Genomic DNA, 24252 nt, shown 5'->3' with positions numbered 1-24252 from the left:
TCACAGACCGTGATCATTGCCCATCGGAGGCAGGCGGCAGCAGCCATCGACAACTCGACCTGGTCACGGTACGCGCGGCTACGCCATCCGGTCAAACCACGCCCCACGCTCCAGCCACTGTGCACAGGCTGTGGACAACAACTTGAACCGCACGGGTCGCCCTGACTACCTTGGCTGAACTCCGGAACTTTTCCTTTCTGTCCTCGACTGTCCATCCCATACCGTCCCGAGAACCACACATTCGTGGGACCTGCGAGAGAGCGTGCCCTGTGGCTGACGTACCTGCCGATCTTGCCGCAGTGTGGCCACGAGTGCTGGAACAGCTCCTCGCCGACGGGCAGCAGGGCATCGAACCCAAGGACAAGCAGTGGATCGAACGCTGTCAGCCTCTCGCGCTGGTGGCGGACACCGCGCTGCTCGCCGTCCCCAATGAATGGGGAAAGCGGGTTCTCGAAGGCCGCCTCGCCCCGCTGATCAGCGAGACCCTGAGCCGTGAATGCGGCCGTCCGATCCGGATCGCGATCACGGTCGACGATTCGGCCGCCGAGCCCCCGTCGCAGCAGTCCGCCCAGCAGCCGCAGCCTCCCCTCTATCCGGGGCACCAGGGCCATCAGGGACATGGCGGGCACGCTGATCAGCAGGGCGACAGATACCCGCAGGACGACCGTTACGGCGGCTACGGACACCGGGCCGCCGATGACGGGCTCCCGGATATCCGACCCGCGTACCCGGACTATCAGCAGCAGCGGCCCGAGCCCGGCGCCTGGCCGCGTGCGCAGGAGGACCTGTCCTGGCAGCAGCCGCGGCTCGGCGGCTTCCAGGACCGTGATCCGTACGCCACCACCAGGCCGCACCAGCCTCAGCACGACTACCGGTCGCCACAGCCGCCCGAACGCCAGGGTTACGAGCCTTCGCACCCGGAGCGCCATGAGCTGCCCGAGCCCCAGCCGCCGCATCGCGGGGGCCCCACGGGCGCTCCAGGGCCCCTGGGAGCCCAGCCCTCGCCCGCGCCTCGGCCCGGCGAGCCACAGGCGCGGCTGAATCCGAAGTATCTGTTCGACACCTTCGTCATCGGCGCTTCCAACCGGTTCGCGCACGCGGCCGCCGTCGCCGTCGCGGAGGCGCCGGCCAAGGCGTACAACCCCCTCTTCATCTATGGGGAGTCGGGGCTCGGCAAGACGCATCTGCTGCACGCCATCGGGCACTACGCGCGCAGTCTCTATCCGGGGACCCGGGTGCGGTACGTCAGCTCCGAGGAGTTCACCAACGAGTTCATCAACTCGATCCGGGACGGCAAGGGCGACACCTTCCGCAAGCGCTACCGCGATGTGGACATCCTCCTGGTCGACGACATCCAGTTCCTGGCGAGCAAGGAGTCGACGCAGGAGGAGTTCTTCCACACCTTCAATACGCTCCACAACGCCAACAAACAGATCGTGCTCTCCTCCGACCGGCCGCCCAAGCAGCTGGTGACCCTGGAGGACCGGCTGCGGAACCGGTTCGAATGGGGACTGACCACGGACGTCCAGCCGCCGGAGCTGGAGACGAGAATCGCGATCCTCCGTAAGAAGGCGGTCCAGGAGCAGCTCAACGCTCCGCCGGAGGTACTGGAGTTCATCGCGTCCCGGATCTCGCGCAACATCCGCGAGCTGGAGGGCGCGCTGATCCGGGTGACGGCGTTCGCGTCGCTCAACCGGCAGCCCGTGGACCTCGGGCTCACCGAGATCGTGCTGAAGGATCTGATCCCCGGCGGCGAGGATTCGGCCCCCGAGATCACCGCGGGCGCGATCATGGCGTCCACCGCGGACTACTTCGGGCTGACAGTGGAGGACCTCTGCGGATCCTCGCGCAGCCGGGTGCTCGTCACGGCACGGCAGATCGCCATGTATCTGTGCCGGGAGCTGACCGACCTCTCGCTGCCGAAGATCGGCGCGCAGTTCGGCGGCCGCGACCATACGACCGTGATGCACGCCGACCGTAAGATCCGCGCGCTGATGGCCGAGCGGCGCTCGATCTACAACCAGGTCACCGAACTCACCAACCGGATCAAGAACGGCTAGCCAGGGCCCGGAGAGAGCCCGGCCTCTTCCGCAGCGCCCCGGAGCGACAGGCTCCGGGGCGCTTCCCGTGTCACGTGATACGCGGCGTTCAGAAGGCCGCCTGCGGGCGGGGCCGAAGACGGTCGGCCGACGCGTCCCGCCCGCGTCGCGCGGACGCCGGGCGGGGGCTCCGTGCGCCGCCGTACGGGTCTGATCCGAGCCGCGGAGACTGCTTCGCGGTGTCTCGGGAAGCCCCGTACGGCACTCCGGAGGACTCCCGACGCGGGCAGACGGCGGGCAGATCGCGGGCCGCCGGTCGTCTCGCGTACGGAACGCTCACATCGCCGCGTTCGAATACGGAATCGTGGGACGGCGTTCTCCACAGATCGGGGGAGAATCCTCCGTCCACAGCCTGGGGACCGCGGACTTGTCCAGACTGTGTCCACAGACAGAGCCGCCGGTACATGATCACAGCAGGTCAGCCGGTTGTGGATTTGTGGCCAACCGTACTCCACAGGCTGTGGATAATCAGTCCGTCCACAGAGGGTGATCGCCGTTGTCCACCGGCGGCCCACAGGCGGGGCCCGGTTGCCCACAGCTTCTCCACACCGCTGTCCACTGTTCGGCAACAAAACACCAGGTCTCACCGGGCCGAGTGAAAGCCGTCACACCGCGGGGTCGGATTGGGCTGTGGGGAACGTGGGTAAAGCTGGGGACGGAGCTGGGGAGAAGTACCCCCGGCCTGTGCATCGACTGTGCAGAACTTTCCGATGTCCACAGAAGCCCCCGGTTGTCCACTGGTTCCACCCACAGGCACGGTGGACAAAAAAGTGGCTCTGACCTGCCTGGACGACGTTATCCACGGTTTCCACAGGCCCTACTACTACTGCCACTCAGAGTTAGCGGGGAATTGGCTTCGAAGTGGGGCCTGTGCACAACTCGGCCCCGGAGCCCGCCACGCCCGTTGTCACGACTTGACCCCGACCCGCACCTACTGTCGGTGCCGTACGTCAGACTGGTCCCCGGCGACACAGCCGACGACATGGGCCAGCAGGGCGAGTCAGCGACAGCAGGAGGCGGTTCCGGTGAAGATCCGGGTTGAGCGCGATGTACTCGCGGAGGCGGTGGCCTGGGTGGCCAGGAGCCTTCCAGCCCGTCCCCCGGCGCCCGTGCTCGCCGGTCTGCTGCTGAAGGCCGAGGAAGGGGCGCTCAGCTTCTCCAGCTTCGACTACGAGGTCTCCGCGAAGGTCTCCGTGGAAGCCGAGGTCGACGAGGACGGCACCGTGCTCGTCTCCGGCCGCCTGCTCGCCGACATCTGCCGCGCCCTGCCCAATCGGCCGGTGGAGATTTCCACAGACGGTGTACGGGCGACCGTGGTCTGCGGGTCCTCGCGGTTCACGCTCCACACCCTGCCTGTGGAGGAGTACCCCGCACTCCCGCAGATGCCGACCGCGACCGGCACCGTGCCCGGTGAGATCTTCGCCTCCGCCGCCGCCCAGGTCGCCATCGCGGCCGGCCGGGACGACACACTGCCCGTCCTCACCGGCGTGCGGATCGAGATCGAGGGCGAGAGCGTCACCCTCGCCTCCACCGACCGCTACCGCTTCGCGGTCCGCGAGTTCCTGTGGAAGCCGGAGAATCCGGACGCGTCCGCCGTCGCCCTGGTGCCCGCCAAAACGCTGCTGGACACCGCCAAGGCCCTGACCACCGGCGACACCGTGACGCTGGCGCTCTCCGGCTCGGGTGCGGGCGAGGGGCTCATCGGTTTCGAAGGCGCCGGACGGCGGACCACGACCCGGCTGCTCGAGGGCGATCTGCCGAAGTACCGGACGCTGTTCCCGACCGAGTTCAATTCGGTGGCCGTCATCGAGACCCCGCCGTTCGTCGAGGCCGTCAAGCGTGTGGCCCTCGTCGCCGAGCGGAACACTCCGGTCCGGCTGAGCTTCGAGCAGGGCGTACTGATCCTGGAGGCCGGCTCCAGCGACGACGCACAGGCTGTGGAGCGGGTGGACGCACAGCTGGAGGGCGACGACATCTCGATCGCCTTCAACCCGACCTTCCTGCTCGACGGGCTCAGCGCGATCGACTCACCGGTCGCGCAGCTCTCCTTCACCACCTCCACCAAGCCCGCGCTGCTGAGCGGCAAGCCCGCCCTGGACGCCGAGGCGGACGAGGCGTACAAGTACCTGATCATGCCGGTCCGCCTCTCCGGCTGAGGCTCCGCGAGGCGGCCGATCAAGCGATCCCGACGGGCCTGCTCACATCCCGAGCAGGTCCGTCGGGCTGCGTCGGGCCCTCGGGCGTAGGCTCGAACCAGTCACGCACCGCATACAACGCGAAGGACTCTCAGATGCAGCTCGGCCTCGTCGGCCTCGGCAAAATGGGCGGCAACATGCGCGAGCGCATCCGCCGCGCGGGCCACACCGTCATCGGTTACGACCGCAACCCCGACCTCGCCGATGTCCACAGCCTCAAGGATCTTGTGGACAAGCTCCACGGGCCTCGGGTCGTCTGGGTGATGGTCCCGGCCGGCGGTGCGACCCAGTCCACGATCGACGAGCTGGCCGAACTGCTCTCCCCCGGTGATGTCGTCGTGGACGGCGGAAACTCCCGCTGGACCGAGGACGAGAAGCACGCCGTCGAGCTGGGCATCAAGGGCATCGGCTTCGTCGACTGCGGAGTCTCCGGCGGCGTCTGGGGCCTGGAGAACGGCTACGCGCTGATGTACGGCGGCGACGCCGAGAACGTCGCCAAGGTGCAGCCGATCTTCGACGCGCTCAAGCCCGAGGGCGAGTTCGGCTCGGTCCACGCGGGCAAGGTCGGCGCGGGCCACTTCGCCAAGATGGTCCACAACGGCATCGAATACGCCATGATGCAGGCGTACGCCGAGGGCTGGGAGCTGCTGGAGAAGGTCAACTCGGTCACCGACGTGCGTGAGGTCTTCCGCTCCTGGCAGGAGGGCACGGTCATCCGCTCCTGGCTGCTCGATCTGGCGGTCAACGCGCTGGACGAGGACGAGCACCTGGACCAGCTGCGGGGCTACGCACAGGACAGCGGCGAGGGCCGGTGGACGGTGGAAGCCGCCATCGACAACGCCGTACCGCTCCCCGCGATCACCGCGTCGCTGTTCGCGCGGTTCGCCTCACGGCAGGACGACTCCCCGCAGATGAAGATGATCGCCGCACTGCGCAACCAGTTCGGCGGCCATGCGGTGGAGAGCAAGAAGTAGCGGCACCAGCCGGGGGAGGTCGGCGTACATCCATGCACGTCACGCATCTGTCGTTGGCCGACTTTCGCTCGTACGCCCGGGTCGAGGTCCCACTCGATCCGGGCATCACCTCCTTCGTGGGGGCCAACGGGCAGGGCAAGACCAATCTGGTCGAGGCGGTCGGCTATCTCGCGACACTCGCCAGCCACCGGGTCTCCTCGGACGCGCCGCTGGTACGGGTCGGGGCGGACCGGGCGGTGATCCGCGCCGCCGTCACCCAGGGCGAGCGCTCCCAGCTGGTCGAGCTGGAACTCAATCCGGGAAAGGCGAACCGGGCCCGTATCAACAGATCGTCGCAGGTCAGGCCGCGTGATCTGCTGGGGATCGTACGGACGGTGCTGTTCGCGCCCGAGGATCTGGCGCTGGTGAAGGGCGATCCCGGTGACCGCCGGCGCTTTCTCGACGAGCTGGTCACGGCGCGCGCGCCCCGGATGGCGGGGGTCCGCTCGGACTATGAGCGGGTGCTCAAACAACGCAACACGCTGCTCAAATCGGCGGCCCTGGCACGGCGGCACGGGAAGTCCTCGGCGACCTCGGGAGCGGATCTGTCCACACTCGACGTGTGGGATCAGCATCTGGCACGTGCGGGGGCGGAGCTGCTGGCACAGCGCATCGAGCTGGTCGGCGCGCTCCAGCCGCTGGCCGACAAGGCGTACGAGGCGCTGGCGCCCGGCGGCGGTCCGCTCACTCTGGAGTACCGTTCCTCCGCCCGCGGGGAGGGCGAGGCGCACGACCCTCCGCACGGTCTGCCATCCGGCCGCGATGAGCTGTACGCGCGGCTCCTCGCCGCGCTGGGCGAGGCGCGGAAACAGGAGATCGAGCGGGGAGTGACGCTGGTCGGCCCGCACCGGGACGAGCTGGTCCTCAAGCTGGGGCAGCTGCCGGCGAAGGGGTACGCCAGCCATGGCGAGTCCTGGTCGTATGCGCTGGCGCTGCGTTTGGCTTCGTACGATCTGCTGAGGACTGAGGGCAATGAACCCGTCCTGGTCCTGGACGACGTCTTCGCCGAGCTGGACGTCAAGCGGCGTGAGCGGCTGGCGGAACTGGTGGCTCCGGGTGAGCAGGTCCTGGTGACCGCGGCCGTCGACGACGATGTGCCGGGAGTGCTGGCCGGGGCGAGGTACGCGGTGGCCGAGGGCGGGGTGGAGCGGGCGTGAACGAGGAGTCTCCGTTGCCCGCCGCACCGAAAGCGGCCGAGGCGTCCGGCGTGGACCTGGCGAGGGTCGCCCTGCGCGCCGCCAAGGAGCAGGCTCGGGCACGAGGTGCCGCCGCTCAGGAGAAACGGCAGGCCAGACGGGGTGGCGGACTGCGCTCCGGGGCGCGGGCCGATGGCCGTGACCCGCTGACGCTGGGCGCGGCGATCAACCGGCTGATCACGGAGCGCGGCTGGGAGACACCGGCCGCGGTGGGCGGGGTGATGGGCCGCTGGCCGCAGATCGTGGGCGAGGGCCTGGCGAACCACTGTGTGCCGGAGAGATACGACGAGGACGAGCGCGTGCTGACCGTTCAGTGCGATTCCACCGCCTGGGCGACTCAGCTGCGGCTGCTGGCCCCCCGTCTGGTGGCCCGTCTCAACGAGGATCTGGGCCAGGGAACCGTCCGCGTCCTCAAGGTCCTGGGGCCCGGCGCGCCCCGCAGGGGCTTCGGTCCGCTGCGGGCTCCGGGGAGTGTGGGACCGGGAGACACGTACGGGTAGAAGGAGACCGCGGCGGCACCGGGCCCGGTGCCGGGCCGATGTGAATCCGGTCTCTCGTCCGTCCCCGGCGCGGTGGCCCGTCCCGCGTCGCCCGTCGTCGCCGTCGCCCGTCCCGCGTCGCCTCCCGCCGGCTTCGGCAGGGCCCTCGATCCGGTCATGACACTCGGTCCGGCATCCGGTCGAGGCTCCGTCCGATGTCGTACGGAGCGGAGGACGGGCCGGTACGCCGCTCTCCCGGCCGCTCGGCTTCCTTCCCGGACCGCCGCCCCCGGTGCCGTGCCGAACCGAGGCCGGCCGAGTGCCCGGAAGCGCCGGATTTCCGGCGGGTTCGGCCCGGTGCCCCTTGCCCTGCCGGGCCCGGTTGACCCCCTTCTCCACGACCTCCCTCACCGTAGCCGGAGGTTGACTACACGGAAGCGCTCAACGCCCGTGTGGGGCTCCTGGAGCCCCTTCCCGGATATGGGGAGTCGGACCGGCGGTGTTCAGGGCGGCACATGCGGACTCAGCTACCGGCAAACCCCCATTCATGTCGGTGGTACCGGTAGACTGATGACAATCCCGCCACCTTGCGGAACATGTCGAACGACGCAGCCGCTCCCGATTGCCCGGAGAACGGCCTGTGCTGTGCCAGAAAGGGCGCTTCGTGGCCGATTCCGGCAACCCCAACGAGAACATCCCGTCCACCCCCGCCGCTGGGAACGGCGAGGTCACCGCCTCGTACGACGCCAGCGCCATCACCGTCCTCGAGGGTCTGGACGCGGTCCGCAAGCGACCCGGCATGTACATCGGCTCGACCGGTGAGCGTGGCCTTCATCACCTCGTGGCCGAGGTCGTCGACAACTCCGTCGACGAGGCCCTCGCCGGGCACGCGGACACCATCGATGTGACGATCCTCGCCGACGGCGGCGTCCGCGTCATCGACAACGGCCGCGGCATCCCCGTGGACATCGTCCCGTCGGAGAACAAGCCCGCCGTCGAGGTCGTCCTCACGGTGCTGCACGCGGGCGGAAAGTTCGGCGGCGGCGGTTACGCCGTCTCCGGTGGTCTGCACGGCGTCGGCGTCTCCGTCGTCAACGCGCTCTCCTCCAGGGTCGCCGTCGAGGTCAAGCGGGACGGCTACCGCTGGACCCAGGACTACAAGCTCGGCGTCCCCACGGCCCCCCTCGCGCGCAACGAGGCCACCGAGGAGAGCGGCACCTCGGTCACCTTCTGGGCCGACGGCGACATCTTCGAGACCACCGAGTACTCCTTCGAGACGCTCTCGCGCCGCTTCCAGGAGATGGCCTTCCTCAACAAGGGCCTGACCCTGACGCTGACCGACGAGCGCGAGTCGGCGAAGGCCACCGCGGGCGCCGACACCGCGGAGGAGACGGACGAGGAGCAGGCCCGTACCGTCAAGTACCACTACGAGGGCGGCCTCGTCGACTTCGTGAAGTACCTCAACTCGCGCAAGGGCGAGCTGATCCACCCCACCGTGATCGACATCGAGTCCGAGGACAAGGAGCGCATGCTCTCGGTCGAGATCGCGATGCAGTGGAACTCCCAGTACACCGAGGGCGTTTACTCCTTCGCGAACACCATCCACACGCATGAGGGGGGTACGCACGAGGAGGGCTTCCGCGCCGCGCTCACGGGCCTGGTCAACCGGTACGCGCGCGACAAGAAGCTGCTGCGCGAGAAGGACGACAACCTCTCGGGCGAGGACATCCGCGAGGGCCTGACGGCGATCATCTCGGTCAAGCTGGGCGAGCCGCAGTTCGAGGGCCAGACCAAGACCAAACTGGGCAACACCGAGGCGAAGACCTTCGTCCAGAAGGTCGTGCACGAGCACCTCACCGACTGGTTCGACCGCAACCCGAACGAAGCCGCGGACATCATCCGCAAGTCGATCCAGGCGCAGACCGCGCGGGTCGCCGCCCGCAAGGCCCGCGACCTCACGCGCCGCAAGGGCCTGCTGGAGTCCGCCTCACTGCCGGGCAAGCTCAGCGACTGCCAGTCGAACGACCCCACCAAGTGCGAGATCTTCATCGTCGAGGGCGACTCCGCCGGCGGCTCGGCGAAGTCCGGCCGCAACCCGATGTACCAGGCGATCCTGCCCATCCGGGGCAAGATCCTGAACGTCGAGAAGGCGCGGATCGACAAGATCCTGCAGAACACCGAGGTCCAGGCGCTGATCTCGGCCTTCGGCACCGGGGTCCACGAGGACTTCGACATCGAGAAGCTCCGCTATCACAAGATCATCCTGATGGCGGACGCCGATGTCGACGGCCAGCACATCAACACCCTGCTGCTGACCTTCCTCTTCCGCTTCATGCGGCCGCTGGTGGAGGCCGGGCACGTGTTCCTGTCGCGCCCGCCGCTGTACAAGATCAAATGGGGCCGGGACGACTTCGAGTACGCGTACTCGGACCGTGAGCGCGACGCGCTCGTCGAACTGGGCAAGGGCCAGGGCAAGCGGATCCGGGAGGACTCGATCCAGCGCTTCAAGGGTCTGGGTGAGATGAACGCCGAGGAACTGCGTGTCACCACCATGGACCAGGAGCACCGCGTCCTCGGCCAGGTGACGCTGGACGACGCCGCGCAGGCCGACGACCTGTTCTCGGTGCTGATGGGTGAGGACGTCGAGGCCCGGCGCTCCTTCATCCAGCGCAACGCCAAGGACGTCCGCTTCCTCGACATCTGAGTCGGTCTCAGCTGACCGTACGAAAGGAACGAAGACCAGCAATGGCCGACGAGACACCCACCCCTGCCACGACCGAAGAAGAGCCGGTGCTGCGGATCGAGCCCGTCGGGCTCGAAACCGAGATGCAGCGCTCGTATCTCGACTACGCGATGTCCGTCATCGTGTCGCGCGCGCTGCCCGATGTACGGGACGGTCTCAAGCCCGTCCACCGGCGTGTGCTCTACGCGATGTACGACGGCGGGTACCGGCCCGAGAAGGGCTTCTACAAGTGCGCCCGCGTCGTCGGCGACGTCATGGGTACGTACCACCCGCACGGCGACACCTCGATCTACGACGCGCTGGTGCGACTGGCGCAGCCGTGGTCGATGCGGATGCCCCTGGTCGACTCCAACGGCAACTTCGGCTCCCCGGGCAACGACCCGGCCGCCGCCATGCGGTACACCGAGTGCAAGATGGCGCCGCTGTCCATGGAGATGCTCCGGGACATCGACGAGGAGACCGTCAACTTCCAGGACAACTACGACGGCCGCAACCAGGAACCGACGGTTCTCCCGGCGCGCTTCCCGAACCTGTTGGTCAACGGCTCGGCGGGCATCGCCGTCGGCATGGCGACCAATATCCCCCCGCACAATCTGCGGGAGGTCGCGGCCGGAGCGCAGTGGGCGCTGGAGCACCCCGACGCCACCCATGAGGAACTGCTCGAAGCGCTGATCGAGCGGATCAAGGGCCCCGACTTCCCGACCGGTGCGCTGGTCGTGGGGCGCAAGGGCATCGAGGAGGCGTACCGTACCGGCCGCGGCTCCATCACGATGCGCGCGGTCGTCGAGGTCGAGGAGATCCAGAACCGCCAGTGCCTGGTGGTCACCGAGCTTCCGTACCAGGTCAACCCGGACAACCTGGCGCAGAAGATCGCTGATCTGGTGAAGGACGGCAAGATCGGCGGCATCGCCGACGTACGCGACGAGACCTCGTCCCGTACCGGCCAGCGGCTGGTCATCGTCCTCAAGCGGGACGCCGTCGCCAAGGTCGTGCTGAACAACCTGTACAAGCACACCGATCTTCAGACGAACTTCGGCGCGAACATGCTGGCCCTGGTCGACGGAGTGCCGCGCACGCTGTCGCTGGACGCCTTCATCCGTCACTGGGTGACCCACCAGATCGAGGTCATCGTCCGGCGGACGAAGTTCCGCCTGCGCAAGGCGGAGGAGCGGGCGCACATTCTGCGCGGTCTGCTCAAGGCGCTGGACGCCATCGACGAGGTCATCGCGCTGATCCGGCGCAGCGACACGGTCGAGACCGCGCGCGGGGGCCTGATGGGCCTGCTGGAGATCGACGAGATCCAGGCGAACGCCATCCTGGAGATGCAGCTGCGCCGGCTCGCCGCTCTGGAGCGCCAGAAGATCGTCGCCGAGCACGACGAACTCCAGGCGAAGATCAACGAGTACAACGAGATCCTCGCCTCCCCCGAGAAGCAGCGTCAGATCGTCAGCGACGAGCTGGCCGTGATCGTCGACAAGTTCGGTGACGACCGGCGCACCATGCTGGTGCCCTTCGACGGTGACATGTCCATCGAGGACCTGATCGCCGAAGAGGACATCGTCGTCACCATCACGCGCGGCGGCTATGTGAAGCGCACGAAGACGGACGACTACCGCTCGCAGAAGCGCGGCGGCAAGGGCGTACGGGGCGCGAAGCTCAAGGAAGACGACATCGTCGACCACTTCTTCGTCTCCACGACCCACCACTGGCTGCTCTTCTTCACCAACAAGGGCCGCGTCTACCGTGCCAAGGCGTACGAACTGCCGGACGCGGGCCGCGACGCCCGCGGGCAGCACGTCGCCAATCTGCTCGCTTTCCAGCCCGATGAGCAGATCGCCGAGATCCTCGCCATCCGCGACTACGAGGCCGCTCCCTATCTGGTGCTCGCCACCAAGGGCGGCCTGGTCAAGAAGACGCCTCTCAAGGACTACGACTCGCCCCGGTCGGGCGGCGTCATCGCGATCAATCTCCGGGAGACGGACCACGGCACCGACGGCACCGCCGACGAGCTGATCGGCGCCGAACTGGTTTCGGCCGAAGACGACCTCCTGCTCATCAGCAAGAAGGCCCAGTCGATCCGGTTCACCGCGACGGATGAGGCACTTCGCCCGATGGGACGTGCCACTTCGGGTGTCAAGGGGATGAGTTTCCGTGAAGGAGACGAACTTCTCTCGATGAATGTGGTCCGGCCCGGTACGTTCGTCTTCACCGCTACCGACGGCGGCTACGCGAAGCGGACCGCCGTCGACGAGTACCGCGTCCAGGGTCGTGGTGGCCTCGGCATCAAGGCCGCCAAGATCGTGGAGGACCGCGGATCGCTCGTGGGCGCCCTGGTGGTCGAGGAGTCCGACGAGATTCTGGCCATCACCCTCAGCGGCGGTGTGATTCGCACGCGAGTCAATGAAGTCAGGGAGACCGGTCGTGACACCATGGGTGTCCAACTGATCAACCTGGGCAAGCGTGATGCCGTGGTCGGGATCGCGCGGAACGCCGAGGCCGGGCGTGAGGCCGAGGAAGTCGACGGGACCGAAGCCGAAGGCGACGGAACCGATGAGGTCACGGAGACCTCTGTAGAGGTCGTAGGGATGACCGGTGAGGCCGACGGTGGTGCGGCCGAGGCGGCAGTCGAGGGCACGGCGCCTTCGGCCGGGGAGCACGAGGAGTAAGAGCGTGAGTGGAGCCACGGGCGCCGGTTCGGCCGCTGCTGGAGCTGCTGGTGGAACGGACGGTGCCCGTGGCTCGGCCACGGACTCCCAGGGGGCGACGGTGACGGGGACCCGCGGGGGGCAGACCCAGCACCAGATGTTCGGCGGCGAGCAGCCCGCCCCCCGGCAGGCGGCGGGGCCGTACCACCCGCCGCAGGCGTATCCGTCGCCGCAGGGCGACGGAGGGACTCAGTCGGGCGTCCGGCTGCCGCGCACGGGGGCGCGGACGACGCCTCGTACCCGCAAGGCGCGGCTGCGGGTGGCCAAGGCCGACCCGTGGTCGGTGATGAAGGTCAGCTTCCTGCTCTCGATCGCGCTGGGCGTCTGCACCGTGGTCGCGTCGGCCGTCCTGTGGATGGTCATGGACGCCATGGGCGTCTTCTCGACCGTCGGCGGGACGATCAGCGAGGCCACCGGCTCCAACGAGAGCAATGGCTTTGACCTTCAGGCGTTTCTGTCGCTTCCGCGTGTGCTGATCTTCACCTCGGTGATCGCGGTGATCGATGTGGTCCTCGCTACGGCGCTGGCGACCCTCGGAGCCTTCATCTACAACCTGTCCGCCGGCTTCGTGGGCGGCGTGGAGCTGACCCTGGCGGAGGACGAGTAGTCCGTACGGACAGGGCCCGGCCGGCCCCGGTCACCGGGGTCGGGGAGGCCGACCGGAGGCACCCGTTTACGGATTTGGGAGCTACGCCAGACGTGCGCTAATCTTCAGAGGTCAGCGCGCAGCGCGGCGGGGCTATAGCTCAGTTGGTTAGAGCGCATCCCTGATAAGGATGAGGCCACAGGTTCAAATCCTGTTAGCCCCACAGCAGCAACACGCAGGTCGGAAGCCCTGTAGATCCCGAGGATCTACAGGGCTTCTTCAGTTAATGATCTTGAGAGTCCGGTACTAGTCGGTAACCTCGAACATCCCGTGTGCCTTTCACGGAAACTCGTCTGCCTGTGGTGATCTGTGGCCCTGGGGCGTCGCGGGACGGGTGCGGTTCTTTCAGCCATTGACGACGGGGCCATTGGTTCACGCCCTGTGAGCTGCGCAGTGGCGATTCGGCCCCTGAGGGGATCTCTTTCGTGCGGTCGGAGCGCATGGTCCGGGCTCTGTCCGGAGCAGTGGTCGTGCCGGGGGCAAGAGGCGCGCAGGTCACCGATCGGTATCGGTCGGTGTGTATAGTCGGGCGCCAGAAGTCCTCATACGTCAAGGAAAGACGAGGTCGCGCGGTGAAGAAGCTTCTCCTGGTCGCACTGGCTGCCATCGGCGGGCTCCTCGTGTACCGCCAGATCCAGGCGGATCGCGCCGAGCAGGATCTGTGGACGGAGGCGACCGACTCCGTGCCCGCAGGTTCGGGTGTGTGAGACGCAGCAGCGTTTTCGTTGAAGCCCTGGTCGCTTGAGGCGGCCGGGGCTTCATGCTGTCCGGGGCCGGTGTCGTTCACGTGCGTTAATTTTTGAATTGCGGAAGTGAATATCTCGGGGGTTGGGCGTACGAGAGTCGGCGACCGGCGACCGAACGGGGTGGGCTCGGGCGAGGAGGGGGCCTGAGAATCCGGCGGGGCTCGCGCCCGCGTCCGTGTCCGCGTCCGTGTTCGCGTCAGGGGACACCGGGGATCCTCCTGGGGATCGTCTCGCGGCCCCGTCTCGTGGGTCGTCTCGCGGGCTGTCTGGAGCACCGCCTGCCGGGACACCCGTCGAGCCGTGCGAGCCGTGCGTGGGTCTGATCGTGGGCCCGCGCTCGGGTCGCCAGGACCGGCGCGGGGGACCCGGAACCGACCAGAGACCGGCCTCGGGGCCGTCTCAGGACTGGGCCAGGGCCCAGATGCCCACGGCGAAGCAGATCAGCGCCAGGAGCAGTACCGGGACCACGACCTTCGGGGACGGGGTTCTGCGCCTCCGTCTGCGGGCGGCTCGTCGGATTTCCGCCCGTGAGAGCGGAACCCCGGGGCTTTGGGCGGTGTATGTACGAGTGACGGGGGCTTCGTACTGCACCGGGGCGGTCTGATCGGTCTGTGACCGCGGATGCGGGTGCTGTGGCTCGGGAGGCTGGGCGAAAAGGGGGTAAGCGCTGTGCGCTGGTGCGGAATCGGGGGTGGAGGCGGGAGCCGGTGTCGGCGTCGCCTCCGGGGCCGCGGGCATGGGGGGAGGCGTGGCCGGCTGGGCCGGATGCGGCGGTGGTGTGGGCGGCTGCTGTGGGGGCGGGGGCACCAGGACCCCACCTGTCCTTGGTGGCAGCGGCGGTTGTACGGGGGCCTGAGCGGGCGTCTGTCCCGTTCCCGCGCTCCGGGCGGCTCCGGCGGTCGGAGTGGTCAGGATGCCGGGCGCAGGGGGCCCCTCGGGTCCGTCCGGGCCGAAGCCCGAAGGCAGCGGCTCCAGTTGGTCGAAGACCTCGACCGGCTCGTCGTCCGGGCCGGCCTCGGGAAGCGTCTCCACGGCCGTCATAAGCGCCTTGCGCGCCCCGGTGGCGGTGCGGAAGCGGTCCTCGGGATCGGGCTGGAGCAGACCGGCCAGCACCTGCCACAGCGGCTCGGGTATGCCCAGCGGGGCGCTGGGAGTGCCGTGGCTGGTGAAGTGATCGACCAGGGCCCCGGCGTCGGGCTTCTGGCCCTGGAGCAGATAGAGCCCCACCAGGCCGACCGCGAAGAGATCGGCAGGGAAGTCCGGCTCCGCGCCCGTCATCTGCTCGGGTGCGAAGTAACCGGGCGTGCCCACCACATAGTTCGTCTCGGTCAGCCGGGGCTCGCCCTTGCGCATGGCGATCCCGAAATCGGACAGCCGCAGATGCGGCCGTCCGATACCGGTGGCCTCCAGCAGGATGTTCGCCGGTTTGATGTCCCGGTGCACAACGCCTTCCGCGTGCACCGCGGCGAGTCCGGACAGCAACTGATCGAGCAGGGTGCACACATAGCGGGGCGGCAGCGGGCCGTAGTCGCCGATCACATGCGCCAGCGACCCGCCGCCCACCAGGTCCATGGTGAACAACACCTTGTCGTCGTCCGCGGCCCAGCTGGCCGGGGCGAGGACATGTGGATGATCGATCCGCAGAGCCTGTTCGCGGACGAAGCGCAGCAGCGTGTGCGCGTCGCTCTGTTGCAGCACCTTGGCCGCGACATAGCGGCGACGGCGATGGTCCCAGGCGCGCCAGACGGCGCCGACACCACCACGCCCGATCGGGTCGATCAGCTCGTACCGAGCGGCGAAGACCTCACCCATGGCGCTGTGCCCGTTCCCCGTTCCCTCATGAGGCGGTGGTTCCGCCTCGCTGCCCGGCGGTCGGTCGTGTCCGGTCCTGTCGTCGCGGGATCAGCTCTGGTGCGACTCGTAGTGCGCGACGGCGTCCGCGGTGCGCCCCGCTCCGTACACCCGGAGGAACTCTGCCAGTTCCGGCTGAGTCTGGGCGAGGGAGTCCGCCGCGTCGATGATGTCTCCGGCAGCGGCCACGGAGCGCAGCAGCGACTGGATCTCCCGCACCACCCGGCGTACCGTCGGCGCGCCCGAGCTGGTCGTGGTCTGGCTGGTGCCGGTCAGTACGGATCCCCCCTGAGACTTCTTGATCTCCTCCATCCGGTCGGTGGCCTCGGCCGCGCTGACACTGCCGTCCGCGACCTGGCTGGCCAACTCCTGGAGGGCCTGCACCCGCTGGACCACCGCGGGGTTGCCGATTTTCGCCCGCTGGCCGCTCATCAGCTGAGAGAGCATCGGAGCCGACAGCCCGAGCACGGCCGCGAGCCGGGCCTGGTTGAGCCCGAGGTCATCTATGAGCCTGCGGAAGAGCGCCCCCAGCGGCTCCCCGTACCAGCTGCGCTGCAGCTCCCTGGCTCTTGCGGTCGTCTCCTGCTGAGCGGCGTCCATCTGCGTCTCCCCATCGCTTCCCCAAGGCGGGCTTCGCTGCTGCGAACCACGTCGTGCATCTTACGGAGAGTGGTCGTCCATAGGGAGTCCCAATCCTTTTGCAGGATCACCGGGATCACCCGGTATTCTGGTCCCAGCGGTGGCCGACAAGCAGTTCCGATCGGCCGCATCCGCTGTCCGGGGCCTTAGCTCAGTTGGTAGAGCGCTGTCTTTGCATGGCAGATGTCAGGGGTTCGACTCCCCTAGGCTCCACCCCTATAGCCCCTCTGACCTGCGGAAACGCGCTTTGGAGGGGCTTTTTTGTGCTGCGATGTCAGCCGGCCTGGGCATGGTCGCGTGGGGCGAGGGGGAGGCGAAGACGGCCTCCACGCCGACTCTTCACCTGTCGGTGTGCGGGGACAGCGCGGGTAGCTCTACGGTGACGCGGATCCCGCCCGCGGAGCGCGGGGTGAGAGTGAGGGTGCCGTCGTGTGCCCGGGTGATGGTCTTGACGATGGCCAGGCCGAGGCCGACGGCTGCGTGGTCGGTGTGGATGCGTTCGGTGCCGCGCTGGAACGGTTCGGTGAGTGTCGAGGCCAGCTCCGGGGTGACCTGCTCGCCGGTGTTCTCGACGGTGAGCACCACCGTCTTGGGGCGGACGCTGGTTTGGACCCACATGGTGCCCTGTCCGGGCAGGTTGTGGACGATCGCGTTGTGCACGAGGTTCGTGGTCAGTTGCAGCAGGAGCGCCGGCGATCCGAGCGTGGGGGCGATGTCGCCGCTTGTCTCGATGGTGACGCCGTGCTTTTCCGCGAGGGGGAAGAGCGTTTCGGTGGCGTCTTCCGCGATGAGGGACAGGTCGACGTGTTCTCGGGTGAAGGAGCGCTGGTCGGCGCGGCTGAGCAGGAGCAGTGCCTCGGTGAGGTCGATCGCTCGGGTGTTGACGGCGTGGAGCCGGTCGATGATCTCGCCGGTGTCCTGGTTCGGGTCGGTGCGGGCAACGTCGAGAAGTGTCTTCGAGACGGCCAGCGGGGTGCGCAGCTCGTGAGAGGCGTTGGCCGCGAATCTCCGCTGCTCGGCGACGTGCGCTTCGAGTCGTTCCAGCATGCCGTCGAAGGCGTCGGCGAGTTCGCGGAACTCGTCTTTGCGGCCCGGTAGCCGGATTCGGTGGGAGAGCGATCCGGCCGAGGCCAGGCGGGTGGCGCCCGTGATGCGAGTCAGCGGGGCGAGCATCCGGCCGGCGGTGATCCACCCGCCCACGAGTCCGCACACCAGCAGGAATGCCGACACCGCGGCTGCCCTCGGGGCGAAAACGCGCAGAAGGTTGGATCGGATGGGGAAAACACCACTGGTAGGGGCGCCGGTGGAGCCGGGGATGATGAGCGCACGCTCGGGGACGTAGCGCAGGAGGAACACCCACACCGCCGCGAGCAGCAGTCCGCAGGCAAGCATGAGGAATCCGGTGTAGCTGAGGGTGAGTTTGAGGCGAACGCTCAGCCCAGGTGCTCTATCCACGCTCGCCTCCCTCGTGACCGGCCTCTGGTCGCGTGTCGATGCGGTAGCCGACACCCGGCACGGTGGCGATGATCCAGGGTTCTCCGAGACGCTTGCGCAGTGCCGAGACGGTGATGCGTACGGCGTTGGTGAACGGGTCGGCGTTCTCGTCCCACGCGCGTTCCAGAAGTTCTTCCGCGCTGACGACACCGCCGTCGGCGGCGACGAGGACGTCGAGCACGGCGAACTGCTTCCTGGTCAGCGCGACGTAGCGGCCGCCCCGGTAGACCTCTCTGCGGAACGGGTCAAGGCGCAGATCCGCGATCTCTCGCACGGGGGGCCTGCTGTGGGCGCGTCTGCGGTCGAGTGCTCTGAGCCTGAGCGCGAGTTCTCGCAGTTCGAACGGCTTGGTGAGGTAGTCGTCGGCCCCGAGCCCAAAACCGGAGACCTTGTCGTCGAGACGGTCGGCCGCCGTGAGCATGAGGATCGGCATGCCGCTGCCGGAGGCGACGATGCGTGTGGCGATCTCGTCACCGGACGGTCCGGGGATGTCGCGGTCGAGGACGGCGATGTCGTAGAAGTTGGTGCTCAGCAGTTCCAGAGCGGTGTCGCCGTCACCTGCGATATCGGCCGCGATCGCTTCCAAGCGTAGGCCGTCGCGGATGGCCTCTGCCAGATAGGGCTCGTCCTCGACGATCAGCACACGCATGCCGTTGAGGCTATGAGCCGACGCATATCGTCGGCATATCGAAAACCGCATACGTGCCGGCAACACCGCGCTGTCTTCACTTGAAGCATGCGTCACACCCCACCATCAGCACGGACGCGGTGCCGTTCCCGACGGCGTGACGGTCTTCGACGACGCCATTCCGACTGTGGCCGACTGCGGTCTCCGAGTACGGGGCCGAAGACAACCCGAGGACGCGGCAGTGACCAGCACTTCTCGTACGGGCGGCACCGACGGTGGGCGAGGCCGGACGATGACGCAGGTGGACACGGCGGAGCCCGCACAGGCCGACGGCGGCCACCGGGACACCGGCTCCACCACCCGGCGCGCGGGCATCCGCCGGGCGATCCGCATCGCCTCCCGGCCGGGCCCGTGGAAGCGCGGCCCGGTGTTCGCGGTGCTGGCGCTGCTGCTCGGCCTGGTCATGCTGCTGCACGCGCAGATCACGGACCGCGGGGGCCTCGGCAGCCTGGTGGAGACCTTCCTGCCGTGGTTCGGCCTGGGCATCCCCGTGCTGGCCGCCGGGGCGCTGTGGCGCCGCTCCGCCTCCGCGGTGGCCGCGCTGCTGCTGCCGGTCACGGTGTGGCTGAGCCTCTTCGGCGGGCTGCTCAGCGACAAGTCCCACCCGGGCAGCGACCTCACCGTGGTCAGCCACAACGTCGGTGCCGAGAACCCCGATCCGGCCGGCACCGCCCGCGATCTGGCCGCCTCCGGCGCGGACGTGCTGGCCCTGGAGGAGATCACCCAGCAGGTGAAGACGCTGTACGAGAAGGAGCTGGAGAAGGCGTACCCGTACCACACGGTGCAGGGCACGGTCGGGCTGTGGAGCAAGCTGCCGCTGGCGGACACCGAGCCGCTCGACATCGAGATGGACTACGGGCCGCTGGCGGACACCAAGCCGGTCGACATCGAGATGGACTCCACCCGGGCGCTGCGCACCACGGTGGTCACGGACCAGGGGCCACTGACGGTGTATGTGGCCCACCTGGGGTCCGTACGCGTGTTTCCCAGGAATGGCTTCTGGACGGACAGCAGGGACGCCGGTGCGCGGGCGCTCGGCAAGGCCGTCGCCGCCGATCCAAGTGAGCGGGTGGTGCTGTTCGGTGACCTGAACGGCACCATGGACGACCGCGCGTTCGCCGGCATCACCTCGCGGCTGCGCTCGGTCCAGGACGCGGCCGGGGACGGCTTCGGCTTCAGCTGGCCGGCGAAGTTCCCGGTGGCGCGGATCGACCAGATCCTGGTCCGCGGCGTGGAGCCGGCCAGTTCGTGGGTGCTGTCGGCCACCGGCAGTGACCACCTGCCGGTGGCGGCCGGAATCAACTGGTGAACAGCGCGTCAAGCCGCCGGATCCGTCCCTGCGGGATCTTCTGTCGCGGATCAAGGCGCGTCCCGGCGACGTCAGCCCGAACTCGCCGCTGGACGAGATCGCCGAAGTCGAAGCCGTACGCGCCCTGGGTCCGCCCGGTCTCGCGGAACCGATGCCGGGACGCGTACTCCGGGCAGCCGCGCACCGGGTGCAGTTTCCGTGGAGAGGCGGCAGGGTGGCCTGAGCAGGACCCTCCCACCCGGACACCTTCCCGCGCGAAGATCCTCCGCGCAGACGAGGACTGGACATGGCCGTGATCCACCACCGGAAGTACATCGGCGCGGCCGGGGCGGTGCTTCTGACCGTCGCCCTCGCGGGCTGTTCCGGGCTCGGGCGTACGGCGGTGGGACCCCTTTCGTACGACACGGCCGGGGCGAAGCATGTGACGGTCACCAGTCCCCCGGTCAAGGGCTGTCACCGGCTCGCGCCCTCCGGTGCCGTCGCGGTCACCAACGAAACGCTGGTCGACATCATCATGTACCCCACGACCGACTGCTCCGGCCAGGCGTCGATCTATGTGGCGACCGGTACGGGCGATGTGATCGCACCGCGCTCGGGCCCTTGGCAGAGTTACAGCGTCGTCCACTGAGCGGGCAACATGCGATCGTGGATGCCGGGCCCTGCCGGGGCCGGTCTCACGGTGGTGGACAGGGGAACCGCGTTCGTGTGATCTGAATCACCGGAACTCCAGTCGGTGCGCGGACAACTTCTCATGTGGACTACGTGATGCACGGCCGAATACGGGATGGGGACCCGGCGGCGTTCAGGGAACTGTTCGACGCCTACGCTCCCTTGGTCTACCGGCATGCGGTACGCACGACCGGTGACTGGGCGCTGGCCGAGGACGCAGTGTCGCTGACGTTTCTTGAGGCGTGGCGGTTGCGTCACAAGCTGCGGGACGAGGGTGAGAGCCCACGGCCGTGGTTGATGGGGATCGCCGTCAACGTACTGCGGAACACCACGCGCGCCACCCGTCGGCACCGGGCGGCACTGGCGCGGATGAAACCCGGTGACACCGTGCCCGACTTCGCCGACGAGCTGGTCGGCCGACTCACCGATGCGGCTCAGCTGGTCGCCGCGCAGCGCGCGCTGAAGAAGCTGCGCCGGGGCGACCGGGAGGTCTTCACACTCTGCGTCTGGTCCGGCCTCGGATACGCCGAGGCGGCCGAGGCCCTTGGCGTGCCCGTGGGCACGGTCCGTTCCCGGCTCTCCCGCGCTCGGACCCGTTTGCGCGCGCTGGTCGAGCAGGAGCTTCGGGATCCCGCTCGGCAACCGCCGCAGAAAGTGCTCTCTCCGATGGAACCCGCTTCCAGTCACGGACAAGTACGGGGTGGCCGCACGGATGCGGCCCGGTCGAACGAGGAGAAGAACCGATGAACCGTACCCCTTGGCGGCGGCCCCAAGAGCCGCTCGACCACGTGGAGCTGGCTCGGCTGTTGCCCGCGCCCGGTGACCCGGATCTGTCGCCCGACCGCCGACGACTCCTTCAGGAGCATCTGATGAGCGAGATTCAGCGGACGCCCAACCCTAAATCCGTACGGCCCGTGCGGCGCGCGCTGTTCATCGGCGTCCCCGCCACCGCGCTGGCATTGACCGGCGTACTGGTGGTCGGCGCGCTGAACGATGACCCCGGGGGCTCCGACAAGGCCAAGGCCCCCGTCGTGCAGTTCGACGCCGGCAGCACGGAGAAGGTGGCGAACACCTTGAACCGGATTTCACTCGCCGCAGGCAAGCAGAAGCTCCCTGAGCCGGGCCCCGGGCAGTTCGTCTACATCAAGAGCCGGGTGTCGAACCTTGCCCAGACGCTCCATCTCGGCTCGGACGAGGTGACGTCCCGCATCACCAAGCCGCACCTGCGCGAGACCTGGAAGTCTCCCGACAACACGAAGGGCTGGCTCATCGAGGAGGGCAAGTTCGACAAGGGCACCTCCCTCGATGAGCCCAAGGGCGCGGACCCCGCGTACCGTTCCGGCTACAACTACCTCAAGACGCTCCCGACCGATCCCGACGTCCTGCTGAAGAAGATCTACAAGGACAACGAGGGGCAGGGTAAGAGCAGGGGACCCCATGCCCAGGCGTTCACCGCCATCGGGGATCTCCTTCGTGAAGAGCTGGCCCCGGCCGATCTGTCCGCGGCGCTCTACCGAGCCGCCGCGAAGATTCCGGGCGTCGTCGTCCTCGACAAGGCCGAGGACGGATTCGGCCGCGATGGCATCGCCGTCGCCCGTACCGACGAATCGGACGGCTCCCGCACGGAATGGGTCTTCGACCGGTCCACATACGCCTATCTCGGTGAGCGCACCGTTCAGGTGAAGGCCCGTGACGACATCAAGCCGGGCACCGTCACCGCGCGCACCGCTGTTCTGGAACGCGCCGTGGTCGACGCCATCGGCGGGCGCGCGGGGAGTAAGCGCGCCTGAGTCACCCGTACCGGAGTGTGCATGAGGAGGGGTGTTTCACGTGAAACGCCCCTCCTCGTCCGTGGTGACGTTTCACGTGAAACGGCGATCCGTTCGCCACCCGGTCACTGCGCCGTACCGACCCGGCCGTGCCACCATGCCGGGAGAGCGTCAACTTCGCTGGTGACTGATTCACCCTCAACCAAGATGGATGCAAGGGGTGCGACGGCAGCTTTCGGTCATGGCGGGGTGGGCGGGAGAGGGCTGGGAGGCACGTGAGGTGGGAGCGGTGTGCCTTCGGCGTCACGCATGACAGCGCGGCGGGAGTGGTTCCGGGGTGGGTTCCTCAAACCTGCCGTGCGGGATTGACCAAACCCTCATGCCCGTCACTTTCCGTGTTCATGTGAATGTGATGCGCTACCGGGCGTTTCGGCTCCGCCACGGCGCGCAGAGGTACGGCCGGTCGGCGGTGCATTCAGCAGCGTCGACGCAAGGGGAAGAACCATGGCCACACCTCCTGTTGCTCCGCTCCGGGTCGCCCTGGCCAACGGCAGCTTCGAAGAGCCCGCCGTGACCGATGTGGAGATCCTGCCGGACGCCTCGCAGACGCAGGCGTCCAAGTGGGTTCCGGGCTGGCTCACCACCGCCTCCGACCACAGGATCGAGCTGTGGCGTTCGGGCTTCCTGGGGGTGCCGTCAGCCGATGGGGCCCAGTTCGCCGAGCTCAACGCCAATGAGGTCTCCACGCTCTACCAGGACCTGCCGACGACCCCCGGCACCAAGTTGTACTGGCGGCTGTATCACCGGGGCCGCCAGGGGGACGACACCATGGCGCTGGACATCGGCGCGCCGGGCTCCACGGCGGAGCAGAAGCGCTTCACCGACGGCAACACCGCGTGGGGCTACTACACAGGCACCTATACCGTCCCGGCGGGCCAGACGCTGACACGCTTCGCTTTCCGCTCCATCTCCGCCGCCGGCGGAAACCGCGGCATCGGCAATTTCCTGGACGGCATCTTCTTCGGTACCGCTCCCTACCTGGTGCTCGACAAGACCGCGATTCCCGCGGGGCTGCTGGAGGTGGGCGATGTCGTCACCTACCGCATCACCGCCAAGAACGAGGGCGGCGGCGGGGCCGAGAACCTCATCCTGACCGATGTCATCCCGCAGGGCACGACGTATCTGCCCGATTCCCTGCGTATCGTCGACGGCCCGAACGCCGGAGCGAAGAGCGACGGGCAAGGTGACGACCAGGCGTACTACGACCCCGGGGCGAACAAGGTCGTCTTCCATCTCGGCAACGGCGCTTCCGGCGTGGAGGGGGGCAGCCTGCCCAACACCGAAACCCTGCCGACGGGAACCACGGTGGAGTACCGGGTCACCATCGACCGGGCCAGCGCCGGCAAGCAGATCAGCAACACCGCGACCGCCTCCTACGAGAACCGGCTCGGCGACACCCCGGAGCCCTTGACGTCCACCTCCAACGAGCAGGTCACACAGGTCAAGCCGGCCGCCGACCTGACCGTGGCGAAGGCCGCCGACGCCACCACCGTCACCGTGGGCCAGACGGTGACCTACCGCATCGCCGTCCACAACGCCGGCCCGAACGACGCCACCGGCGTCACCGTCACCGACCGGCTCCCCGACGGCCTCACCTTCCTGTCCGCCGAGGGCCCCGGAAGCTATGACCCGACCACCGGGCAGTGGACCGTCGGAGACCTGGCCGACGGCGCCACCGCCGCCCTCGTGCTGCGAGCCAAGGCCGCCAATGCCGGTCTGATCAGCAACACCGCCACCGCCACCGGCAACGAAAAGGACCCCGACACCACCAACGACACCGACACCGTCACCGTCTGCGTCGAACCGGCCCCCTCCTGCTGCGACCCCTGCGCCGGCCAGAAGTAGCCCCCCGGCCCATTACCGCGAGGCAACCGTCAGCGACTACCCCCGGCCCGCCCCCTGCGGAGGGACACGGCCGGGGGTACGGCCCCCTGTGCCTTGCTCCTCCGGC

The 24252-nt window shown here is 68.3% G+C and carries 18 protein-coding genes and 2 tRNA genes; 16 read left to right on the top strand and 4 right to left on the bottom strand.

Translation table 11 applies throughout. The features are described 5' to 3' along the window. Positions 1-269 precede the first annotated feature (269 nt). The 10 genes from dnaA (at position 270) to ACWEFL_RS22095 (ending at position 13783) form a co-directional block, all read left to right on the top strand. Positions 270-2060 carry a chromosomal replication initiator protein DnaA gene (gene dnaA / locus ACWEFL_RS22140; RefSeq protein ID WP_451715229.1) on the top strand — a complete coding sequence of 597 codons (1791 nt, stop codon included), beginning with the start codon at positions 270-272 and terminating at the stop codon, positions 2058-2060. A gap of 1064 nt (positions 2061-3124) precedes the next feature. Beyond that, positions 3125-4255 carry a DNA polymerase III subunit beta gene (gene dnaN / locus ACWEFL_RS22135; protein WP_451715227.1) on the top strand — a complete coding sequence of 377 codons (1131 nt, stop codon included), beginning with the start codon at positions 3125-3127 and terminating at the stop codon, positions 4253-4255. 134 nt (positions 4256-4389) lie between these two features. Then, a complete protein-coding gene (gene gnd, locus ACWEFL_RS22130; protein ID WP_451715224.1) occupies positions 4390-5268 on the top strand; it encodes a phosphogluconate dehydrogenase (NAD(+)-dependent, decarboxylating) in 879 nt (292 codons plus the stop codon). Positions 5269-5300: 32 nt separating this feature from the next. Further along, positions 5301-6464 (top strand): DNA replication/repair protein RecF, encoded by a 1164-nt coding sequence (gene recF / locus ACWEFL_RS22125; protein WP_451715221.1) that lies wholly within the window; start codon positions 5301-5303, stop codon positions 6462-6464. After that, a complete protein-coding gene (locus ACWEFL_RS22120) occupies positions 6461-7003 on the top strand; it encodes a DUF721 domain-containing protein (protein WP_451715218.1) in 543 nt (180 codons plus the stop codon). The genes recF and ACWEFL_RS22120 overlap by 4 nt, the downstream gene beginning before the upstream one ends. Before the next feature lie 619 nt (positions 7004-7622). Then, positions 7623-9686 (top strand): DNA topoisomerase (ATP-hydrolyzing) subunit B, encoded by a 2064-nt coding sequence (gene gyrB / locus ACWEFL_RS22115; protein ID WP_451715216.1) that lies wholly within the window; start codon positions 7623-7625, stop codon positions 9684-9686. 41 nt (positions 9687-9727) lie between these two features. Next, on the top strand, positions 9728-12391 hold the full coding sequence (gene gyrA / locus ACWEFL_RS22110; protein ID WP_451715213.1) for a DNA gyrase subunit A: 2664 nt from the start codon (positions 9728-9730) through the stop codon (positions 12389-12391). Between the two features lie 4 nt (positions 12392-12395). Further along, positions 12396-13037, top strand: a complete 642-nt coding sequence (locus tag ACWEFL_RS22105; protein WP_451715211.1) for a DUF3566 domain-containing protein — start codon at positions 12396-12398, stop codon at positions 13035-13037. 128 nt (positions 13038-13165) lie between these two features. Continuing rightward, a tRNA-Ile gene (locus ACWEFL_RS22100) sits at positions 13166-13239 on the top strand. Between the two features lie 409 nt (positions 13240-13648). Beyond that, complete coding sequence (locus ACWEFL_RS22095; RefSeq protein WP_003958712.1) at positions 13649-13783, top strand: DLW-39 family protein; 135 nt, start codon at positions 13649-13651, stop codon at positions 13781-13783. A gap of 438 nt (positions 13784-14221) precedes the next feature. Here the strand turns inward: ACWEFL_RS22095 and ACWEFL_RS22090 are convergent, their stop codons facing one another. Then, entirely contained in the window at positions 14222-15634 is a 1413-nt protein-coding gene (locus ACWEFL_RS22090; protein WP_451715209.1) for a serine/threonine-protein kinase, read from the bottom strand. Positions 15635-15724: 90 nt separating this feature from the next. Beyond that, complete coding sequence (locus ACWEFL_RS22085) at positions 15725-16273, bottom strand: helix-turn-helix domain-containing protein (RefSeq protein ID WP_451715208.1); 549 nt, start codon at positions 16271-16273, stop codon at positions 15725-15727. 179 nt (positions 16274-16452) lie between these two features. On the opposite strand from ACWEFL_RS22085, the gene ACWEFL_RS22080 reads away from it, so the two are divergent. Beyond that, positions 16453-16525, top strand: a tRNA-Ala gene (locus ACWEFL_RS22080). Positions 16526-16651: 126 nt separating this feature from the next. Here the strand turns inward: ACWEFL_RS22080 and ACWEFL_RS22075 are convergent. Together ACWEFL_RS22075 and ACWEFL_RS22070 are read right to left on the bottom strand one after the other, a co-directional pair. Beyond that, complete coding sequence (locus ACWEFL_RS22075) at positions 16652-17767, bottom strand: sensor histidine kinase (protein WP_451715205.1); 1116 nt, start codon at positions 17765-17767, stop codon at positions 16652-16654. Next, positions 17760-18455, bottom strand: coding sequence for a response regulator transcription factor (locus tag ACWEFL_RS22070; RefSeq protein WP_451715203.1), 696 nt, complete (start codon positions 18453-18455; stop codon positions 17760-17762). The genes ACWEFL_RS22075 and ACWEFL_RS22070 overlap by 8 nt, the downstream gene beginning before the upstream one ends. 271 nt (positions 18456-18726) lie before the next feature. Here ACWEFL_RS22070 and ACWEFL_RS22065 point away from each other — a divergent pair, with 271 nt between their 5' ends. The 5 genes from ACWEFL_RS22065 (at position 18727) to ACWEFL_RS22045 (ending at position 24146) form a co-directional block, all read left to right on the top strand. Beyond that, entirely contained in the window at positions 18727-19803 is a 1077-nt protein-coding gene (locus ACWEFL_RS22065; protein WP_451715268.1) for an endonuclease/exonuclease/phosphatase family protein, read from the top strand. Positions 19804-20089: 286 nt separating this feature from the next. Then, entirely contained in the window at positions 20090-20431 is a 342-nt protein-coding gene (locus ACWEFL_RS22060; RefSeq protein WP_451715201.1) for a hypothetical protein, read from the top strand. A 137-nt stretch (positions 20432-20568) separates the two neighbouring features. Continuing rightward, positions 20569-21219 carry an RNA polymerase sigma factor gene (locus ACWEFL_RS22055; RefSeq protein ID WP_451715266.1) on the top strand — a complete coding sequence of 217 codons (651 nt, stop codon included), beginning with the start codon at positions 20569-20571 and terminating at the stop codon, positions 21217-21219. Further along, positions 21216-22262 carry a CU044_5270 family protein gene (locus ACWEFL_RS22050; RefSeq protein ID WP_451715198.1) on the top strand — a complete coding sequence of 349 codons (1047 nt, stop codon included), beginning with the start codon at positions 21216-21218 and terminating at the stop codon, positions 22260-22262. Before ACWEFL_RS22055 ends, ACWEFL_RS22050 begins: the two co-directional genes overlap by 4 nt. Before the next feature lie 483 nt (positions 22263-22745). Beyond that, positions 22746-24146: an isopeptide-forming domain-containing fimbrial protein gene (locus ACWEFL_RS22045; protein ID WP_451715196.1), complete on the top strand. Its 1401-nt coding sequence runs from the start codon at positions 22746-22748 to the stop codon at positions 24144-24146. The last annotated feature ends 106 nt before the right edge of the window (positions 24147-24252 follow it).

The organism is Streptomyces sp. NPDC004838 (assembly GCF_053600955.1).
This window is presented reverse-complemented; position numbering and strand designations above follow the sequence as displayed.

Excerpts from the sequence above, each read along its gene's own strand:
- gnd (WP_451715224.1), top strand. The coding sequence starts at position 4,390 with ATGCAGCTCGGCCTCGTCGGCCTCGGCAAAATGGGCGGCAACATGCGC.
- recF (WP_451715221.1), top strand. The coding sequence starts at position 5,301 with ATGCACGTCACGCATCTGTCGTTGGCCGACTTTCGCTCGTACGCCCGG.
- gyrA (WP_451715213.1), top strand. The coding sequence starts at position 9,728 with ATGGCCGACGAGACACCCACCCCTGCCACGACCGAAGAAGAGCCGGTG.
- ACWEFL_RS22090 (WP_451715209.1), bottom strand. The coding sequence starts at position 15,634 with ATGGGTGAGGTCTTCGCCGCTCGGTACGAGCTGATCGACCCGATCGGG.
- ACWEFL_RS22085 (WP_451715208.1), bottom strand. The coding sequence starts at position 16,273 with ATGGACGCCGCTCAGCAGGAGACGACCGCAAGAGCCAGGGAGCTGCAG.
- ACWEFL_RS22070 (WP_451715203.1), bottom strand. The coding sequence starts at position 18,455 with ATGCGTGTGCTGATCGTCGAGGACGAGCCCTATCTGGCAGAGGCCATC.
- ACWEFL_RS22065 (WP_451715268.1), top strand. The coding sequence starts at position 18,727 with ATGACGCAGGTGGACACGGCGGAGCCCGCACAGGCCGACGGCGGCCAC.
- ACWEFL_RS22060 (WP_451715201.1), top strand. The coding sequence starts at position 20,090 with ATGGCCGTGATCCACCACCGGAAGTACATCGGCGCGGCCGGGGCGGTG.
- ACWEFL_RS22055 (WP_451715266.1), top strand. The coding sequence starts at position 20,569 with ATGCACGGCCGAATACGGGATGGGGACCCGGCGGCGTTCAGGGAACTG.
- ACWEFL_RS22050 (WP_451715198.1), top strand. The coding sequence starts at position 21,216 with ATGAACCGTACCCCTTGGCGGCGGCCCCAAGAGCCGCTCGACCACGTG.
- ACWEFL_RS22045 (WP_451715196.1), top strand. The coding sequence starts at position 22,746 with ATGGCCACACCTCCTGTTGCTCCGCTCCGGGTCGCCCTGGCCAACGGC.